Source organism: Paenibacillus camerounensis, assembly GCF_000723885.1.
GTDB lineage: Bacteria > Bacillota > Bacilli > Paenibacillales > Paenibacillaceae > Paenibacillus_AQ > Paenibacillus_AQ camerounensis.
This window is the reverse complement of the sequence record NZ_CCDG010000006.1, coordinates 17655-36568: the sequence shown is the minus strand read 5'-3', so window position 1 is coordinate 36568 and position 18914 is coordinate 17655. Positions and strand designations below refer to the sequence as shown.

Sequence of the window (18914 nt, the reverse complement as noted above, 5' to 3'; positions counted from 1 at the left end):
TTTAACTTTTAAGGATGATGATTATTTTGGATTTAAAGAACAAGACAGCTATTATTACCGGTGCAGGTAAGGGCATTGGCCGTGCTATTGCTGAATCATTGGCAAAAGAAGGTGTCCATCTCGGACTAATTTCCCGTACTGCTACAGACCTTGAAATTCTTCAGCAATCCTTGAGAGAGAGCTATGGGGTAAAGGTAACCATTCAAGTAGCAGATATCGCTGACCGCAAACAAGCTGAGACTGCAGTGAATACACTCCTATTGGAGCTTGGAAATGTGGACATCTTAATCAACAATGCAGGAATCGCCAGCTTTGGTACTCTCGTCGATATGAACCCAGAAGAGTGGGAACGTATCTTGAATGTCAACGTTTTGGGTACATTTTACGTAACACGTGCCGCTCTCCCAAGCATGATACACCAGAGCAGCGGCAGCATCATAAATATCGCTTCGACTGCAGGAGAAAGAGGCTTTGCTACGGGTTCTGCTTACTGCGCATCAAAATTTGCAGTATTAGGCATGACTGAGTCATTAATGCAGGAGGTTCGTAAGTCTAATATTCGGGTAACTGCGTTAACCCCTAGTACAGTAAACACTGGGCTAGCCGCCAAAGTTGGTTTAAACAAGATTGGAGACGAAGACCACATGATGCAACCGGAAGATGTGGCTGAACTAGCGCTGGCTACACTCAAGCTGTCCGATCGTGTCTTTGTGAAGACAGCTGGAATATGGACAACTAACCCCCAATAAATAATGATACAAAAAGAGGATTTTTCAAAAAAATCTCTATACAGAATGACAGAAGTGAGGTGCGCTTTTGTCTAATCAAAAGTTAAAGATAGGAATTACTTGTTATCCATCGTTAGGTGGTTCTGGTGTTGTAGCAACCGAATTAGGGTTGATGCTTGCAAAGCGTGGACATGAAATTCACTTTATTTCTTCAAGTTTACCATTTAGATTAAATCGTTTACCAAAAAATGTTTTCTTTCATGAAGTTGAAGTTAGTGATTATTACGTTTTTCGGTATCCTCCTTACGGTCTTTCTTTAGCGAGTAAAATGGCAAGCGTCGTGAAGGATTTTAGCTTAGATTTACTACATGTTCATTACACGGTTCCTCATACAACAAGTGCACTCCTGGCTAAGCAAATGGTGAATACCAATTTAAAGGTCATCACAACATTGCATGGGACTGATATAACAGTATTGGCACAAGAGAATTCTTTTAAAGACATTATTCAGTATTCGTTAATGAATAGTGATGCTGTCACTGCAGTATCAAACGATTTAATTCTTCAAACGCATAGGCTCCTTGGTGAAATAATTCCAATTGAACGTATATATAACTTTGTGGATGCTAACGATTTTATGCCTAGAGGTGCATTCAGTCGTATTGATTTTGCTGATCCGCATGAAAAGATCCTAATTCATATTTCTAACTTTAGGCCTGTAAAAAGGACTGAGGATGTTATAGATATTTTTTCTAAAGTTAATAAAATCATTCCGTCGAAACTGATCCTTATTGGGGATGGTCCTGATCTGCCGAAAGTGAACGAAAAAGTTCGGATTTTAGCATTGGAGGACAAAGTAAAGTTTCTTGGGAAACAAGATCAGGTAACTGAGCTTTACTTAATTGCCGATCTTCTACTATTACCTTCCGAAAAAGAGAGCTTCGGACTTGTAGCATTAGAAGCAATGGCATCAGGTGTACCTACCGTGGGTTCAGATACTGGTGGTATTCCTGAGGTCATTAAACATGGTAAAACAGGTTATTTGAGTCCAATCGGTGACGTGGAGGGGATGGCTAACCAAGCTATTCAAATTCTGAACACCACTGGTTTACATGAGCGCTTCAAGCAAGCAGGCATAGAACGAGCACGATCATATTTCGATAGTGGTCATATTGTGGCACAATATGAACGGCTTTATTATCGTGTTATGAATCCTGATAAACAGTTGCAAAAACTCGAGAGCGAGGCTTACTAATTGACGTTTCGTTATCGGGATTACAATAATCATTTATTTAAAAGAAGAGGGGAACTAAAAATGTCACACTATGTAGATCTCCAGTTCGAAATTCGCAAGGAGGCTCTCGACCGTGCAAACGACGTCATTCGGGAGACACTGAAAGCCACACGAGCGTTTGAAGGAAACCTTTCTGCTACGGTTTTGCGCAGTACCGAGGACAATAAGGTTGTTAATATCCTTACTGTGTGGGAGCAGGCGTCGGATCATGCCGCGTATTTAGATTTCCGCTCCAGTAAAGAAGGCACTCCGGTTGAGCTCTTCGCACTATTTGCTGAAGATCCGATTAGCCGTCACTGGGATGTACAGACAGGCGTATAACCGACATCGGTCAAGAATTTCAATTTTTTCAATCTAAAGAATAGAAAGAAGGAATTAAAACATGTCTTGGAAAGAAATAACAACGCCTGAAGAATGGCACAATATCCTTAAACAATCCTCCGAACGTGATCAGGTTATTCTAAAGCATAGTACAACCTGTCCCGTAAGTGCAAACGCGCTTAAAGAATTTGAAGAATATTTGAAGGGGAGTCCAAGACAAGATATTGACTATCACGTTGTTAAGGTAATTGAATCACGTGCAGTTTCAAATCAGATTGCAGAAAATCTAAATGTTAAACACGAATCACCTCAAATTATCCTTATTAAGGATGAAAGTAAATACTGGTCCGCTACTCACTGGGCCGTTACCAAAGCCCATATTTCCGCTGTATTGGATTGATGAGAACTGGATAATAAAGCACGGCCTTTATATACAAATAGGATTGACAAAAATGGCGTTTAGTCCTACGATTTGCTACATCAAGAATTGATGTGTCAAATATGAAAAGGTCAATTCATTGCTAATAAAGGAGGTATGATTTTATGGAAAAATGCTACGTAAGTTATTTGAAAACTACATTTTTGTTGAGAATGCTCAATAATCAATTAAATACAAAATTTGAAAGAGCTACGAACTTCAATCTCTCTCGGTATGAATTGCTTCATTATTTACTTGATGGCGAAAAGTATACTCAAACTCATTTACAAAAAATAATGAATATTGACAATGCTGCTATTACAAGACAATTAAAGGCTTTAGAAGCAGAAGGATATGTTTATAGAGAACGTAACCCGTCAAATAATAGAGAAATGCTCGTTCAAGTAACCGATAAGGGTAAGACGGAAACATTGGAATGTCAGGTAAGCAGAAATAATTTTAACAATAAGTTATTTGATGATTTTACAGAAGAAGATATTGAGCAACTATTATTGCTTCTAGACAAAATGAAAATAAACCTAGAGGAAATTTGATGAAATATAGAGGGGGAAATTCAATTGATTACAATCGATATATGGACTGATTTTGTTTGTGAGTACTGTTACATCGGTAGACGTGAACTAGAAAAGGCTTTGGTAAGCACAGGCATCAAAGATCAGGTGAAAATTAATTATAGAGCATTTCAGCTGATGCCAGATGCTCCAACTACGCCAACACAAACAATGCTTGAGGCCTTTAGCCAACATTTGGGTCAGCCTATTGCTAAGGTACTTGAAATGATTTCAGGCCCTATTGAGCGAGGGAAATCTCTTGGTATTGATTTCAATTTCGATAACTTATTGAGTCAGAGTACACTCAAGGCACATCGTGTCGCAAAATACGCTCAAGAGATGGGTAAAGCAGATCTTTTGCAAGATCGTTTATTCTATAGCATATTTACCGAAAATAAATTTTTGCCAGATACTGAACAATTAGTGGAAATTGCAAAACAAGTAGGGCTGGACGAAGAAGCTGTACGAAAAATTGCTAATGATGAAACGGCTTATCTTTCGGAAGTTCAAAAAGATAAACTTGAAGCATCTCGAATCGGCGTGACTGGGGTACCATTTTATGTATTCAATAATAAATATGCAATGTCGGGTGCTCAGCCTCAGGAAGTATATGTAGAGGTGTTTGAGAAACTAAAAGAAGAATTAGGAATTAAACCAACACTGGAAACTTTCGGTGAGACCAGTGCAACATGTGGTCCACAAGGATGTTCTATTTAATAACAATTCTTGTTTTCAAGTGTGTAGAATAAAACCATTTTTATAGGAGGAAAAACAATGTCGGCAATTAATCACAACACATGGTTTGACAAAGGGATGACTTACAAGGAATATGTGGAAGCAATGAATGTAAATCGCGAGGCAGTTGATCGGGTGTATGAACAGCTTGTGTTTACATCAGAAGATCTGGCTGTATGGAATAATGTTGCCAAGCGTAATTTAAGAGGGATAGCATTGACAGCAGACTGGTGCGGAGATGCAGCTTTAAACGTGCCAATTGTGCAAAAAATTGCGGAACAAAGCAATATTGAAATGCGCTTCTTGATCCGGGATGAAAATCTTGAGCTCATGGATCAGTACTTGACTAACGGAGTGTCACGAGCAATTCCAATTTTCATCTTTATCAACGAATCAGGTGAAATGGAGGAAGTTTGGGGCCCACGCTCGCCGGAAGTGCAAGATTTGATTGCAGAGGTACGCAACCAATTGCCTGCAAGCGATGCGGCAGATTTCGCAGAACAGCAAAAAATTGTATATGGAAATTTCAAAGAGAATATTACAACAGATCCGGCTATCTGGCGTACGGTAATCGAAAGTGTGAAAAGTAAACTTATCGAGGTATAAAATGTAAAAACACTGGAAAAAAAGGAACCCATTAACGGCGCGGGCGGCGCTAACGTAAATAGTTCCTTTGGTAAGAGCAGACAGAAGTCCTGCTTTTTTACCCTCAAATCTTACCATAAAAAACACCTACAATCCAATGCAAGATAGAGATTACTCTGATCATTTTGGGGATTTTCTTAATTTGGAGTTTTGAGAATAAGAAAGGGGTTAGATATATGTTTTGGAAATATAACAGTACGATGTATGCTACATGCATCTATGATTTATTTGATAGAAGCAAATATATAGTATCGGGTAATTCATATTTATAAACGAGTACTAGTCTCTTAAGTCTCTGCTGGACTGCAAATAAATAAGTATTAAACTTTGATTGATGTAATATGTAGACAAAAACTACTGCAGCATTTTACCTTCATCAACTTTAAACACTTATACTTACTAAATTTAAGTGAATGGATTAAACACTACTAATTAAGGGGCTGTTCTAAATGACGAATAATAACAATTCCGTTTTGCCTTCAAACGACTTATATACATTAATGAGAGAGCGTCATTCAGTCCGCCATTTTGATACTGAATTCGTTATTTCTGAAGAGGAAATCAATGAAATGATCGAGCTAGCGGTCAAGGCGCCTTCTAGCTCTAATTCACAAAGCTGGCGCTTTCTTGTCGTAACTGATAAAGAGTTGAAAAAACAGTTGAAGATAGTAGCAGATAATCAACAGCAAGTTGAGGATGCTTCGGCCGTATTCGTGATATTAAGTGATATGAAGTTTTACGATAAGTTAGATGAAATTTTCACATCAGCTGTCGAAGCTGGGTATATGCCAAAAGAATTTAAAGACGAATACGTGCCAAACGTAACGAAATATTATCAGGCACTTCCTAAAGAACAGTTTCATGAATCCGTAAGTTTTGACGCTGGTCTTGTGGCGATGCAACTCATGCTGATTGCGAAATCCAAGGGCTACGATACGGTTCCGATGGGTGGATACAATAAAGAGAAACTGAAAATGCTGCTCAACGTTCCGGATAATCTCCTTCCGTTGATTATCCTTCCAATCGGTAAAGGTATTCAGCCTGGGCGGCGCTCTACACGCCTTCCCGTTGAGGATGTTCTCACTTGGAATCAGTTCAAATAAGAAAATATTAAAATACAACGGCAGCCGGCGAGGAAATTGGCTGCCGTTGTATTTAATTAAACTATAGACCAAATAGGAAATAACCTTGTTCACGTCTAAATGGAGGAATTAGAAATGAATAGTGGCCGCATTAAAGGCGGAGCACTTCTAGTCCTAGCCATCTCCCAACTAATCATAGCTCTAGATTATACGATTATCTTTGTAGCGATGCCTTCAATTGGTGAAGAACTAGGCTTCTCTGCTAGCCATCTGCAATGGGTCGTCAGCGCATATTCATTAACGTTTGGAGGTTTCCTGTTACTCGGGGGTAGACTCTCAGACTTAATGGGACGACGCAATATGTTCATGATCGCCTTGTCCTTGTTCGGGTTAGGTTCTTTGCTTGGTGGGTTGGCCGATACCCAACTCATGCTTATTATAGCCAGAGGTTTGCAGGGTTTCGGGGGAGCGCTTCTGTCTCCTGCAACGTTGTCTTTAATTACGTCTAACTTTGAGGAAGGTCCGGAACGGAATCGGGCGATGGGAATCTGGGCTGCTATGGGGGGCGTCGGCATGTCTCTTGGCCTGCTACTTGGGGGCGTGCTTACCAACTTCATCAGCTGGGAAGCGACATTTTTTGTAAACGTACCAATCGTCCTTCTGACCCTCTTGCTAGCTCCGGTTGTGCTTAAAGAAAGTGTTGTGCTAAATGGTCACAAACATGTTGACATCGGAGGAACGTTTTCAATTACAGTTGGTATGCTTTTCGTGGTATATTACCTCATTCAATCTCCCATCTCGGGGTGGCGCAGCACGAGTACCCTGATATTTCTAGTAATCGGAGCAGCGATTTTAGTAGTTTTTATCTTTATTGAGAAGCACGTTCAAAAGCCATTGATCAATTTCCGTATGTTCCGTAATCGTAACCTAACTGGTGCCGCAATTGTTGCCTTTCTCTTCTCCGCCTCGTTCGGTACGCTCTATTATTTCTTAACGTTGTATACACAGAATGTTTTGCATTTCACGGCCATTCAATCAGGGTTTAGTTTTCTGCCGCTCACCTTGAGTGCGTTTTTGGGAGCAAAACTTATCAATCCTATGCTAGCCAGAGTTGGTCTAGCCGGGACCATTGCATCTGGAATGGCACTTGGAGGTATCGGATTCCTGCTCCTGACCCAGTTATCACCCTTGGGGAGTGCCTGGGGGATAATACCTGGGACGATTATTATTGGTATCGGGCGAGCCCTTGTCTTCACCACAATGTTTATTGCCGGTAGTACGGGAGTCAATCCGAGCGAGCAAGGTATTTCCTCAGCGATGATAAATACCGGTCAGCAGATAGGTGGAGCGATTGGGCTTGCGATCATCATGGCAATTATCTCAGTATCCCTGGGTTCTGATTCCACACTGGAGACGATGAGCCCGATTTTGCTGAATTCTGCTATCCATACCGTGTTCATTATTTCGGCAGTAATTACTCTTATCGGTATCATTGTCTCATTCGCAGCTTTGAAACAAGTACCGAGGGGGATCAAATGAAGAAGGGGAAGTCAGTACAACACGTTGATCTTAGGGGGCTAGTTAGTGCAGCTGTTTTTTAATTGGATGTACTTGTTCGACTAACGGGAAATGTTAGTTAAATAGCCCCACTCTAAAACCTCTTATTTGAAGCAAACTAGAATTAATTGCTCTTATAGAAGGTTTTTTTATGATCTTAAGTGAACTTTGGAATCATTATGAAGCAGATAAACAAATTGAAGGATTTAGCCCAAATACATTGCGTGCGTATGCTTTACAACTCGAAATGTTGATTTCTGATCTAGGAGATCTAGATATTTCGGTACTAACTCTAAATCTCCTAAAGGAATACTTAGCAAAGCAATCAGATCGTTTAAAACCAAGAAGCCTAGGGCACCTTATCCGTTTTGTACGTTCCATATTTCGATTCGTGTATGAAGAAACTTATCTATTAAGCAATCATTCCATTAAACTACGTGAGCCTAAAATGGAGAAGCGGATACCCGAGTTTTTAAAGGAAGAGGATATAATTCATTTAAAGATCTCTTGTCAGACCCTACGGGAAAGAGCTCTTCTAGAATTTCTATAAAGTACAGGATGTCGTATAGGTGAGGTGGATAAGTTAAACATTGAGGACTTGAACTGGGAAAACTGCTCGGCCATTGTAAACGGAAAGGGTGCAAAGTATGGTTGAAAAAGTATTTAGATAGTCGAGAAGATTCGTGTAAAGCCCTGTTTGTAACAGATACCAATCCAGTGAAACGTATGGCCATACCAACACTTAGATGAGCGTATTGTTCTTTTGAAGGACAAGCGTGTTTGTATAGATAATAAAGAATTAAAGGTATTGTTCTTAGAAGAGTCTTCGTAAGTATATGCAGCATTAAAAACACCTATAACACCTGAGAAAGCTGTGCAGACGTTAGTAGAAAAAGATTTGCTTTAAATGATTTCTTTAGTACCAACCTGCATCTCTTCATTTTCATATTTGCTATTTACGAATTATCTCAATTGCAATACTCATAAATACGATTTATCTCATCTATAGTTGTTAATTGTCTCATATATATATTGAAAAAAGCAGCCTTTTAGCTGCTTTTCAGTCTCAATTATAACCGTTACTCACATTGTGAGTTGTAAGTAACGGCTTTACTTGAGACTGATTTGGTCTATAAATGAGACTTTCTTGGGTATATGTTTGAGAATGAAATAAAAACCAGTAGTAGCGAAATCCTTGCTATTACTGGTTTTTATTTCATTACAGTAGTTGTACTTTGTTAAATTTAGGTCAACGAGGCATAAAAAGCTATATGCGAAAATTTCAATTATGAACTAGAGTTTCGGGGGGATTATGTGAAATTGTAAAAAATAGGTTCTGTATTTTCTTTCCCGAAGTACTGCTGTGTTTGAGATCGTGGTATCTTATATTCGTCAAAAGAATTAAACGTTTCAACGAAAAGGGGTGATTTCCGTAGAACAGGAATTTTTGAATACGATCGCGATCGAATTTCATAACAACCAGAAGGTGCTGAATGCAATCGGAGACGAGACTCGGCAGGCTATCTTATTGGCCTTGATTCAAGGGCCGCAGAAATCTGGCATGCGTGTGGGGGAGATCAGAGTGCGAACGCACCTCTCCCGGCCTGCTGTATCACATCATCTGAAGATATTGAAAGACGCGCAGATTATCAGCGTTCGCAAAGAAGGAACCCGTAACTTTTATCGTCTGGACGCTGGGAGTAAGCTGATGTTGTTGAAAAACTTGGTGAAAGAAATCGATAAGCTTTTTGAACATTGTGAGCAAGCAACGGAATCACAATCCGGTACCAATGAAAGGGACGCTTTTGAATGAAACATACAATCCAAGCATCAAACGGAGTCGACATTCCGCAACTCGGATTCGGCTTATACAAGATCAAGAAAGGGGAAGCTTTCGAAATAACGGTTGAAGAGGCGATTCGAATCGGATACCGCCATTTCGATACCGCGAAGATTTACGGTAATGAAGCAGCTCTGGGCCGAGTCATTCAAAAAAGTGATATTCCCCGAGAGGAATTCTTCATCACCTCGAAAGCATGGACGACGGATCTCGGGTACCAGGCGACGAAAAAGTCATTTGAGCAAACTTGCCAAAGACTGAACGTAACGTATCTGGATATGTATTTGATTCATTTTGCCGGTGCTCATTATGTGGATGCTTGGAAAGCGATGGAAGAGTTGTACGACGAAGGCCGGATCAAAGTCATAGGTGTAGCTAATTTCGGGATCGGGCATTTGGAGCGCCTCAAGAAACATGCCCGGATTGTACCGATGGTGAATCAGATCGAAACACACCCGGAATTCCAACAACGTGACTTACATGATTATATGGTTCAGAATCAGATTCTGCATGAGGCTTGGGGCCCGCTGGGACAGGGGAGCAAAGCACTGCTGGAGCATCCAGAGCTGGTTGCAATTGCTCTTCGCCACCGTAAGTCGGTTGCACAAATCATTTTGCGCTGGCATCTGGAGCGAGGTGTTATTGTGATCCCTAAATCGTCAAATCCTCAAAGAATAAAGGAGAACAGTGATCTATTCGACTTTGAGCTCAGCGCAGAGGAAAGGGAACAGATTCGCCGCTTGGACACGGGAAAAAGATACTCCGTAAGCCCGACAGGTCTTATGGTTAATCCGATTTACGTCAAATTTATAAAGCTATTCAGTTGTCCATAATAACGTATAAAGAAACGGTCATCATGAAAAAAGATAACTTTAAAATTGCCGTTACTTGTAGTGTAGAGAAGCGTATCCCAAGTAATAATGCTTCTTTCAGAAATACTGCCCCACGTGGCTGCCTAAATGGTCACAGAAATCTTCAGGGTTTCATAAGCCAGTTAATTCAAGTGAATTTCATTTTGCTGTTATTGTTATAACTATTTTGGCTTATTTATCTGCATTCAGTTATTTATATATACCAGAATCCGTATTTGTAAAATGGATTTTTATTGGATTTTTAGGCTCGATGATTTTAAATACTATTTTTCCACACCTTATAGCGACCATTTTGATGAAAAAGTATGCACCTGGACTGCTTACTGGCTTGTTACTTAACATTCCTATAAATTCATTCGTTATTTATCAGATGTTCTTACATCATTTGATTATATGGAGAGCGTTAATGATATCAACAGTGCTTGTAGGAATTATTTTAATAGCACTTATTCCGGTTTTGTTTAAGGTTGGCGGCAAAATAGCTTCTTCTTAGTATATTGGGTATAGATGAGCTATTTGAACGTGACATTAGTATCCTCTTTCTAAGCACAAAAGCCCGCACCCGGCCAGATAGGCAAGGTTGCGGGCTTTTGTCTCAAAACAGGTCTTGTCCAGCCCCAACTATCAGAAAGAGAAAACGGAGAAAGCGATATACGGACACTGATAAATTGGTCTCAAGCGCTGTTACTCATAGGGGTTGTACTATCTTTCTTGGCGGCACTTAAACGGTACATTCAGACGTGTATTTGTTATTGATGGAGCATCCTATTCAGCCGACAGACCGTAGCTGCTGGAGTCATAGTTTTCCGATTTGAACAGCAGGTTGTTAGTGCGAAATTTGTATTAATAAACAATATTCCGGATGGAATAGTGGCACTGAGGAACTAATTCTTAAAGCAAAGATTTCACCTGTATAGAACATCATTAAGAAACTAACAAAAGGGCTCCTGTTCCCGCCCGCCTTAGGTTAGCGTTGGGCAGCGGATGGATCTCCCCTTTCAAACGCTAACCTCAGTCAGTCGGTTCACAGTCAAATAAGTTTTTAAGTGTACTTTGTACAATTAAAACAGGGGGATTTAGTCGTTTTAAGGATATAACTGTATTCTGTACATCTATTTTCCTCGAAAAAGCCGGTTTCAGGCGTTTTTGGCAAATATAAATGTATAGAGTGCAGTTAAAACCTGCAGCGGAGCGAATCAGCCAGGTCTAATTGCAGAAAGTACAGTTATTTCAGCCCGTTGCATTCATTATGCCATGCCATTAACTACGAAACAGGACAAGTGCGCACCGAGTAGAAGGAAAGAGGTGATAGATTGTCTCCGCGTGAGGTTATAAACGTAATTGCGGTTTATATGGAATGAAGGTTGACCAATACTACCGGACCATCTTTTCTTTGTCTAAGCAGAATAAAACCAACGAGCAGGGTGTGCCTGGGTTGTTGCATCTTTCCAAACTTCATTTTGCTACAGAAGCTGTACATTAATCTTGCCAGGCCTGTGGGTAAGTGGCTTGGTTATGAAGCAGAGTATAAATAAAGGAGATATTTCTAGTGGACAATCACGGGAAAAAGGGTTTTACAACGATCCAATTGGCTTCATGAATTATCCGCTCTATTTTTTGGCCTGCTTGTTTACAGCGGATCTTAGCTCCATTCAAGCGAAGGGAGATCCCTTATTTCCAGAAGCTTATACTTGATGTTATTCGATTAGAAGGTACATCTTCTTTTAAATGAAAGTGCATCTCGTGTACTTCCATTGATTGTGAATAAAGTAAATGGAATTATAAAGCCTTGACAAGTTCACAGGCATTAAACTACAATTCGTAGTAGTTACAAAAAATTAATAATTTGCCTGATGACTTTAACCGGTAAGAAAGGAGATTGAGTTCTTGTTGAAGAAGGGAATGATTTTGTTTCTAGGAGCGGCGCTATTTTTATCGACAGGTGCTGCTAATGCATACGCCGATGATCACTCTAAGCTTGATCATGAGGTTAGTGAGGTAATTGGAACCCCATATAAGTGGGGAGGGACCAAAGTTTCTGATGGTTTTGACTGTTCCGGATTTATTTTATACATATTTGATAAGTTTAATCTGAATCTTCCAAGGACGTCCAAATCTCAAGCAGCGGCCGGGGAGTACGTAGCGAAATCCGATTTGCGGGCAGGGGATCTGGTTTTTTTCGACACCAGCGGCAACGGCATATCTCATGCAGGAATCTATGTGGGTGACGGTAAATTTGCTCATTCCTCCAGCAGCAACGGTGTTACAATAAGTAAACTTTCTGCAGGGTACTATAAGGATAGATATGTGACTGCCAGAAGAACGATTTCTGAAACAAGCTACTTGGAAATGATTGGAGATTAAATTCATATAATGACAAGACAAGCCTCTAGACTTTCTAGAGGCTTTATCAATAAGTACGATTGGAGCGTTTAGCGTGAGAGTAAAAAAAATTAATCTAGCCGAGGAAGGCTTACACCGTTTTTTCGGAACACTGGAAACTAAAATTATGGAGATTCTCTGGGCCAAAGGAACATTAACTATTAAACAAGTGCATGAACGCATTGATAATGAAACGCCCATCTCTTATAACGCGGTTATGACGGTGATGGTACGTCTGGCTGAAAAAGGACACCTGAACAAAGATTCTAGTGGTAGCGGGCGGAATAAGGTCACCTACTTCTGTCCAAGTCAGAGCAAGGAGCAGTTTATTCTTGAGCAAACGAAAATGGTGACGGATGGGTTAGTCAAAGATTTTGGATCAATGATGGTCAGTCATCTTGTTGATAATCTGGACAATGCGGATCCGGAACTTATCGAAAGACTGGCTCAGAAGCTGGAAGAGCTGAAGAGAAGGCCATGAGAAGCTCTAATCTCCATTTACCGCAACAAACAAAGCGGGCTCTATTTACCTTATTGACTGCAGTGCTTGTTGTTATCACTATGCTGTTATATAACATAATGCATCAATTGCAAGATGTGCAGGCCAATGATGATTTACTGAAATGGACTTTAATGATCCTTACAGATTCTCTCAACAATCATATTGTGTGGGAGCTAATCTTAAACGGTCTGATTATTTTCTCACTGGCTGTCCTTTTAAAAATATCATATCAGGAAGTCAAAGCTCGTTCGATATGGAAGAAGTACGTTAACTCCCGGAGAGAAGAACTGAATCATTCGGTAATTACATCCTTTGCACAAAGAAAAATACGTTTCATCATATTAAATGAGCCCGAAATGACTGCAATGACAGTGGGATTTTTTAGACCTACCATTGTCCTATCAACCGCATTAATTGAACGGTTTAATGAGCAGGAACTTGAAGCAATAATCTGTCATGAATATTACCATTACAAATCATTTCATCCATTGCAGTTGTTTATGATGCACCTTACAGCTGATGCGCTCGCTTTTCTGCCGGTTATTAAACAAGTGTTTCGTCATTATCAGATCTGGATGGAGCTGTTAGCGGACCGGTATGCCATCAAAAGAATGGGAAATGAAATACCGATTGCCCAAGTGCTGCTAACTATGACGCGAAATAACGTTTCAAATGCATCGCTTCATAGGGCTTATTTTGCTAATGAGGCGATTAATTACCGGCTGGTCCAACTAATTGAACCGGATCAAAAATTAGATATTCCCTTATTTGATTGGAAACCAATGATTCTCTCGACAACAATCCTCCTGCTAATCCTTTTTATTTTTGTTTACTATTGCATCTAATAAGCTGCGGTGTTGGAAGTGGTTTGCTGTTTGGACATATTACAGGAGAAATTGTGCCTAAAAGAGCGGACGCCATTAACGATAAAGCAGTTAAACAAAGAAAGCAGCAGATCCATGTGATCGGCTGCTTTTGTTCAGCCAACAAGTTCAAAAGCAAATGGATGCATATAAGCAGCTTATGGAAAGCAGCAAGTAATTCATGAGAGAGCAGGCCTCTTGTCCGGGTCTGCTCTCTTTTTACCTTCATGACTTATTCTGGGTGTGTTGTTTACGATACTGGGAGGGATTGACGCCATAGTAGCTGGCGAATTGCCTTGTAAAATAGTCTGGTGAATTGAATCCTACTTCGAGAGCAATGTCTGTGATGGGCCGCAAGGTGTACTGAAGCAATTTCTCGGCCTGTTTCAATCTATATTTCGTTAAGGTTTCTATAATGGAGTCTCCTACCTGTTCTTTAAACAAATGGGACAAGCGGGAAGGCGACAAGCATACTTTATTGGCAAGCTCCTCAATCTGATGATTGTCAGAGTAATGCTGGGCGAGGATGTTGAGGACATCTTTGATCCGGGGGTCCAGCTTTTTTTTGTCTGCAATCTGGCTTGCGATCAGCAAAATGATCTCTTCCAGCGCATTAAGGGTTAGTTCTTCCCGAAATTCACCATAGGAGTCTAATTGGTAAGACAAGACTCTGCGAAATGCATATTCAACGGTATGACGGGCTACCTCACTGTCGATCCGGATATGATAAATCGGACCTTCAGTGTTGCTTGTTGGAATCCAATCCATCCATGCCATACGGGGAATGAAATGGGCCCAAAGCTTCTCCCACTCATATCCTTCTGCAGTGAAATAATCATGCGGCACTCCTGGTGGTACGATCGTTAAAGTTCCCTCTGAGCACAGCAGGAGGTCATCGCTTCCGTCGTTGATAAGGCCCTTACCGGATAGTGTATACATAATTAACCAATCCTTTGTGCCTTCAGGCCGATAGCAAGCGTAACCGTAACCCTTATTGTAATAGTCAGAAACAAGAATTCCAGGAGGATGAGTATATTGGATATGGGAACTTGAAATAGCAGGATTGTTGGGTTTAATAGCCATATCAGCATTCCTTTCATATGCTCTCTATTTTACAATGAATATACGATAACACAAGGTATAACAGATTTTTTGGAGTGATTCTCACTAAATGAGGAGGTTACTTGATGTTGAATATACAGCAGGAAAAATCGGTTATTGATTTAGCCGGACAGTGGGCGTTTACTCTGGACCCCTACGATAAGGGTGAAGAGGAACACTGGTACAGGAGCGCATTGCCAGAGCAGTCCGGTACGCTAAAGCTTCCCGGTACATTATCGGAAAACGGGATTGGAGAGCAGGCGGCTTGGGGCGAAGAGATGAACAGGGAATCCGTCCGCTCGCTTAGGCAACATTATCGTTTCGTAGGGGCAGCCTGGTATCAGTGTTCGCTGGATATTCCTCAAGAATGGGAGGACAAACACCTGAGCGTATTCTTGGAGCGGGTCATGTTCAAGTCGGCTTTATGGATTAACGGTCAGATTGCAGGTGATCAGGATAGCCTGTCGGTTCCTCATCAATTTGATGTTTCGGGGCTTATACGTACAGGCTGCAGTAATCAGATAACGATTCGGGTTGACAACCGTGACATTCACAAGCTTGGTGAGTTCCCAAGTGCCTATACCGATGAGACGCAGACAATCTGGAACGGATTGATCGGGCGGTTGGAGATACAAGCACGTAATCCTGTCTATATCGCTGACATTCAGCTATATCCCGATCCAGAAAATAAAAGCGTCAGAGTTTGCGGGAACTGGGTGAATACAGAAGCTAAAGAAGCCAATTCTTCGTTAGAGCTGTTTGCATTTATTAAACACGGAGAACGCCCGCACCAAACGGAACAGCAGCAATACGAGTTTTCGGTCCCCGCTCACTGCGTTCAGCCGTTTACGATTGAATATGATATGGGGGAAGATATGCTTTTGTGGGATGAGTTCTCCCCCAATGTGTACGAGATGGTACTTCGCTCACGAGTGATAGTAGAAGGCAAGGCTGTCCGCGGGGAGAATAAATGCAGCTTCGGTATGCGCTCTTTTCGAAGTGCGGGTACCCAATTTGAAATTAATGGGGCGAAAACCTTTCTTAGAGGTACATTGGAGTGCTGCATTTTTCCCCTTACGGGCTATCCTGTGATGGATTTGGACAGTTGGCTCCGTCTTTTTGGAATTGTTAAAGCGTACGGTTTGAATCATATCCGCTTCCACTCCTGGTGTCCTCCAGAAGCTGCTTTTGCAGCAGCAGACCAGATCGGTATATATGTGCAGGCAGAGGGACCGGTGTGGATGGACACTTGGAATACACCTGTCGGGACACATAAGGAGCACTATTCATACCTGCCGGCTGAGGCTGACCGGATTATAGCAGCGTATGGCAGCCATCCATCCTTTTGCCTGTTTAGTAACGGGAACGAGTTGAACGGTGATTTTGATCTGCTGCATCAAATTGTAATGAATTTGAAGGCCGCCGACGATAGACGGGTATACACACTGACCACGAATTGGGACCGGCCACTTGATCCTGCGGATGATCTGTTTTGTTCGCAGACGGTGGACGGGATTGGAGCAAGAGGACAATATTTTCCTGAGGAATTGGTTAACTCCACAACGCTTGATTATAGAATGGCTGTTGCAAACCGGAATGTTCCGCTCGTTACGCACGAAGTAGGCCAATACACCGTATATCCGGATGTCACTGAAATAGATTCTTATACCGGTGTTCTAAGACCTGTAAATTATGAAGTCATAAAAGCTGATTTGGAGCGGAGAGGACTATTAAAGGATATCGGCAAATTCGTTCGCGGATCTGGTATGCTGGCTCTTCAGCTTTACCGGGAGGAGATAGAGGCTGCGCTGAGAACGCCTGGTTTGGGAGGGTTTCAGTTACTTGATCTGCATGACTTTCCTGGACAAAGCACAGCTACGGTCGGAATACTGAATGCATTCTGGGAATCCAAAGGGTTGATTGAGCCGGAACAATTCAAACAATTCTGTAATGCTACAGTCCTCCTCCTTCGTATGCAGAAAAGAATATATGCAGCAGGTGACTTATTCGAGGGAACAGTAGAGATCGCCCATTTCGGTCCTGCCGAGCTGCCGGAGTCCGATATCTTGTGGCGCATTAAGGATGATTACGGCAATGTCCTTGATGAAGGAATTGTTCGTACAGGTATCATCCCGTTAGGCTCTGGAGTGGTAGCCGGTGAGTTTAAGTCCGATTGTACTTGCCGTGTTGAACGGAGCTCTAGTCTAAAGGTTTCACTCCACTTGGCCGATCATGATATAAGTAATGAATGGTCCATATGGGTATATCCGGAGGTTCAGGCATTTGATGAAACGGAATCCGAAATCTATATAACGGAATCGTTGGATGAAACGGCCGAGAGAAAGCTTGCTGCAGGGGAGAATGTGCTGCTTACCGCCGGTTCCAATCTGCGGAATGCCGTTGCCGGTAAGTTCTATCCCGTCTTCTGGAGTCCTGTTCATTTTGCGAGTGAAAGTCCGTGCGGGATGTTCGTTAATCATAATCATCCTGTCTTCGGTTCCTTCCCGACAAAAGAATATGTGGAGCACCAGTGGAAAGACCTGATGGACCGGTCGGTATCCTTATGCCTTGATGAGGATTTTGCCGGTAACGAACTGATTGTGCAGGTCATTCCGAATTTTTATCATAACCGCCGGATGAGCAATTTGTTCGAATGCCGTGTTGGAGCAGGGAGACTTATCGTTTGCGGCTTTGATATACAGAATGATCTCCCGGCCAGACCGGCAGCCGTACATTTGAAAAGAAGCATTATGACCTATATGCGGAATGAGGCGTTTCAACCTGCTGACTCGTTTAGCATAGGGCAGTTGCGGATTTTACTTGAGGAAAAAAACGGAACTATTGGAGAATTGAAGATCTCGGGAAGTGAGCTTGCCATCGGAAAAAAAGCCGCCTGCAGCAGCAGTATGAATATCGAGCATGCAGCAAATAAGGGGAATGATGGCATCGGGCATACCTTCTGGCTTGCGGCTGATGATGCTGTTGGTCATTGGTGGCAGGTCGACTTGGGAGCTGAAAGAGAGATAACAGGTACCAGGGTGAAGTTTCACCAGGAAGGGAATTTCCTGTATGTCATACAGATTTCTTCTGACGGGGTGAATTGGAGGGTTGCCGCCAATCAGACAGGCCAGACTTCTGAAGAGCAGGAGAGAGTTGACCTAATTAGCGGTAAAGCGAGATTCGTGAAGATCAACTATAACAGTCTGCCTCCTGAAGGCAGGGCTGGACATACTGCGTTTGAAGTGTATGGATACTAAAGGACATAAAGGATTCTTAGCTGAAAATGATCACAAAAGCCCGTACCCGGCCTAATGGCTCGTGTACGGGCTTTTGTCTTAGATTAAGTCTTGTCCGTTCTCATTCTCGGTATAGATGGAGATTAGCACGACGGCTGTGTCTTCTCCGATATTTTTTACCAGATGGGGGGTGCAGGCATTCCAGCTGAAGGAATCACCTTCCGTAAACTCGGCCCCATCCTCTCCTTGCTCTGCATAAATCCTTCCTCTGATGACTACATGCACTTCCTGCCCTTCGTGCGCATGCGGTGCCTCGCCGGTCATGGCACCAGGAGGGATCTCTACAATGCTCATACGTACGTTCTTCGTAGAACTCAGATGTTCCACTTTCAGATTTTCCGGTCCGCTGGTTGTAAGGGTCCGTTCGTCCTTACGGACAATGTGCATTCGTTCTTCTTTCTTTAAAAGCAAATAGGCCAGCGGAACTTTTAGCGCCTTGGCTATATTTTCCAATGTTGAAATGGATGGTGAGGTTTTATTCGTTTCAACCTGGCTCATAAAGCCTTGGGATAGGCCGGTCAATTCGCATATTTGGGCAATCGTTATATTTTTACGCTTCCGGATTGCCCGGATCGTTGAGCCAATATCCATCTGATCACACCCTTTGGATATTTGTAATACAAAACTTAATTTTATATTATCAATTTTTATGTTGACAAGTCAATGCGAGGCGCGTTAAATTACTCATATAGAAAATATATTTTTA

At 41.8% G+C, this 18914-nt stretch carries 18 protein-coding genes and 1 pseudogene; 17 read left to right on the top strand and 2 right to left on the bottom strand.

Going from position 1 to position 18914, the window contains the following annotated elements:
• Positions 1 to 26 precede the first annotated feature (26 nt).
• The 16 genes and pseudogenes from BN3772_RS01945 to BN3772_RS01870 all read left to right on the top strand — a co-directional run bounded on the left by BN3772_RS01945 (position 27) and on the right by BN3772_RS01870 (position 13793).
• On the top strand, positions 27 to 749 hold the full coding sequence (locus BN3772_RS01945) for a 3-ketoacyl-ACP reductase (protein WP_042196116.1): 723 nt from the start codon (positions 27 to 29) through the stop codon (positions 747 to 749).
• 67 nt (positions 750 to 816) lie between these two features.
• A complete protein-coding gene (bshA, locus tag BN3772_RS01940; protein ID WP_042196114.1) occupies positions 817 to 1983 on the top strand; it encodes an N-acetyl-alpha-D-glucosaminyl L-malate synthase BshA in 1167 nt (388 codons plus the stop codon).
• A gap of 60 nt (positions 1984 to 2043) precedes the next feature.
• On the top strand, positions 2044 to 2343 hold the full coding sequence (locus BN3772_RS01935) for an antibiotic biosynthesis monooxygenase family protein (protein ID WP_042196112.1): 300 nt from the start codon (positions 2044 to 2046) through the stop codon (positions 2341 to 2343).
• 61 nt (positions 2344 to 2404) lie between these two features.
• Positions 2405 to 2743: a bacillithiol system redox-active protein YtxJ gene (ytxJ, locus tag BN3772_RS01930; RefSeq protein ID WP_042196110.1), complete on the top strand. Its 339-nt coding sequence runs from the start codon at positions 2405 to 2407 to the stop codon at positions 2741 to 2743.
• Between the two features lie 143 nt (positions 2744 to 2886).
• Positions 2887 to 3315 carry a MarR family winged helix-turn-helix transcriptional regulator gene (locus BN3772_RS01925; RefSeq protein WP_042196108.1) on the top strand — a complete coding sequence of 143 codons (429 nt, stop codon included), beginning with the start codon at positions 2887 to 2889 and terminating at the stop codon, positions 3313 to 3315.
• Positions 3316 to 3339: 24 nt separating this feature from the next.
• The gene (locus tag BN3772_RS01920) at positions 3340 to 4050 is read left to right on the top strand and encodes a DsbA family oxidoreductase (protein WP_052380332.1); all 711 of its coding nucleotides are present in this window, start codon (positions 3340 to 3342) and stop codon (positions 4048 to 4050) included.
• 57 nt (positions 4051 to 4107) lie between these two features.
• Complete coding sequence (locus BN3772_RS01915) at positions 4108 to 4674, top strand: thioredoxin family protein (RefSeq protein ID WP_042196106.1); 567 nt, start codon at positions 4108 to 4110, stop codon at positions 4672 to 4674.
• 488 nt (positions 4675 to 5162) lie between these two features.
• Positions 5163 to 5816, top strand: coding sequence for a nitroreductase family protein (locus BN3772_RS01910; protein WP_042196104.1), 654 nt, complete (start codon positions 5163 to 5165; stop codon positions 5814 to 5816).
• 114 nt (positions 5817 to 5930) lie between these two features.
• Positions 5931 to 7334 (top strand): MFS transporter, encoded by a 1404-nt coding sequence (locus BN3772_RS01905; RefSeq protein ID WP_042196102.1) that lies wholly within the window; start codon positions 5931 to 5933, stop codon positions 7332 to 7334.
• A 169-nt stretch (positions 7335 to 7503) separates the two neighbouring features.
• A complete protein-coding gene (locus tag BN3772_RS01900) occupies positions 7504 to 7902 on the top strand; it encodes a site-specific integrase (protein WP_244444656.1) in 399 nt (132 codons plus the stop codon).
• Positions 7903 to 8775: 873 nt separating this feature from the next.
• Positions 8776 to 9165, top strand: a complete 390-nt coding sequence (locus BN3772_RS01895) for an ArsR/SmtB family transcription factor (RefSeq protein WP_042196097.1) — start codon at positions 8776 to 8778, stop codon at positions 9163 to 9165.
• Positions 9162 to 10025, top strand: coding sequence for an aldo/keto reductase (locus tag BN3772_RS01890; protein WP_042196095.1), 864 nt, complete (start codon positions 9162 to 9164; stop codon positions 10023 to 10025). The genes BN3772_RS01895 and BN3772_RS01890 overlap by 4 nt, the downstream gene beginning before the upstream one ends.
• A 115-nt stretch (positions 10026 to 10140) precedes the next feature.
• A pseudogene (locus tag BN3772_RS01885) lies at positions 10141 to 10557 on the top strand (HXXEE domain-containing protein); the annotation flags it as partial.
• 1397 nt (positions 10558 to 11954) lie between these two features.
• Positions 11955 to 12428, top strand: a complete 474-nt coding sequence (locus BN3772_RS01880) for a C40 family peptidase (RefSeq protein WP_042196380.1) — start codon at positions 11955 to 11957, stop codon at positions 12426 to 12428.
• Positions 12429 to 12501: 73 nt separating this feature from the next.
• Complete coding sequence (locus BN3772_RS01875; RefSeq protein ID WP_042196093.1) at positions 12502 to 12927, top strand: BlaI/MecI/CopY family transcriptional regulator; 426 nt, start codon at positions 12502 to 12504, stop codon at positions 12925 to 12927.
• On the top strand, positions 12924 to 13793 hold the full coding sequence (locus BN3772_RS01870; RefSeq protein WP_042196091.1) for a M56 family metallopeptidase: 870 nt from the start codon (positions 12924 to 12926) through the stop codon (positions 13791 to 13793). Before BN3772_RS01875 ends, BN3772_RS01870 begins: the two co-directional genes overlap by 4 nt.
• 243 nt (positions 13794 to 14036) lie before the next feature.
• On the opposite strand, the gene BN3772_RS01860 is transcribed toward BN3772_RS01870, so the two are convergent.
• Positions 14037 to 14894: a helix-turn-helix domain-containing protein gene (locus tag BN3772_RS01860; protein ID WP_042196085.1), complete on the bottom strand. Its 858-nt coding sequence runs from the start codon at positions 14892 to 14894 to the stop codon at positions 14037 to 14039.
• A 104-nt stretch (positions 14895 to 14998) separates the two neighbouring features.
• Between BN3772_RS01860 and BN3772_RS01855 the strand changes: the two genes are divergently transcribed.
• Positions 14999 to 18169 carry a discoidin domain-containing protein gene (locus BN3772_RS01855; protein ID WP_042196083.1) on the top strand — a complete coding sequence of 1057 codons (3171 nt, stop codon included), beginning with the start codon at positions 14999 to 15001 and terminating at the stop codon, positions 18167 to 18169.
• 78 nt (positions 18170 to 18247) lie between these two features.
• Here BN3772_RS01855 and BN3772_RS01850 read toward each other — a convergent pair whose 3' ends face one another.
• Positions 18248 to 18799 carry a helix-turn-helix domain-containing protein gene (locus tag BN3772_RS01850; protein WP_042196080.1) on the bottom strand — a complete coding sequence of 184 codons (552 nt, stop codon included), beginning with the start codon at positions 18797 to 18799 and terminating at the stop codon, positions 18248 to 18250.
• Between the last annotated feature and the right edge of the window lie 115 nt (positions 18800 to 18914).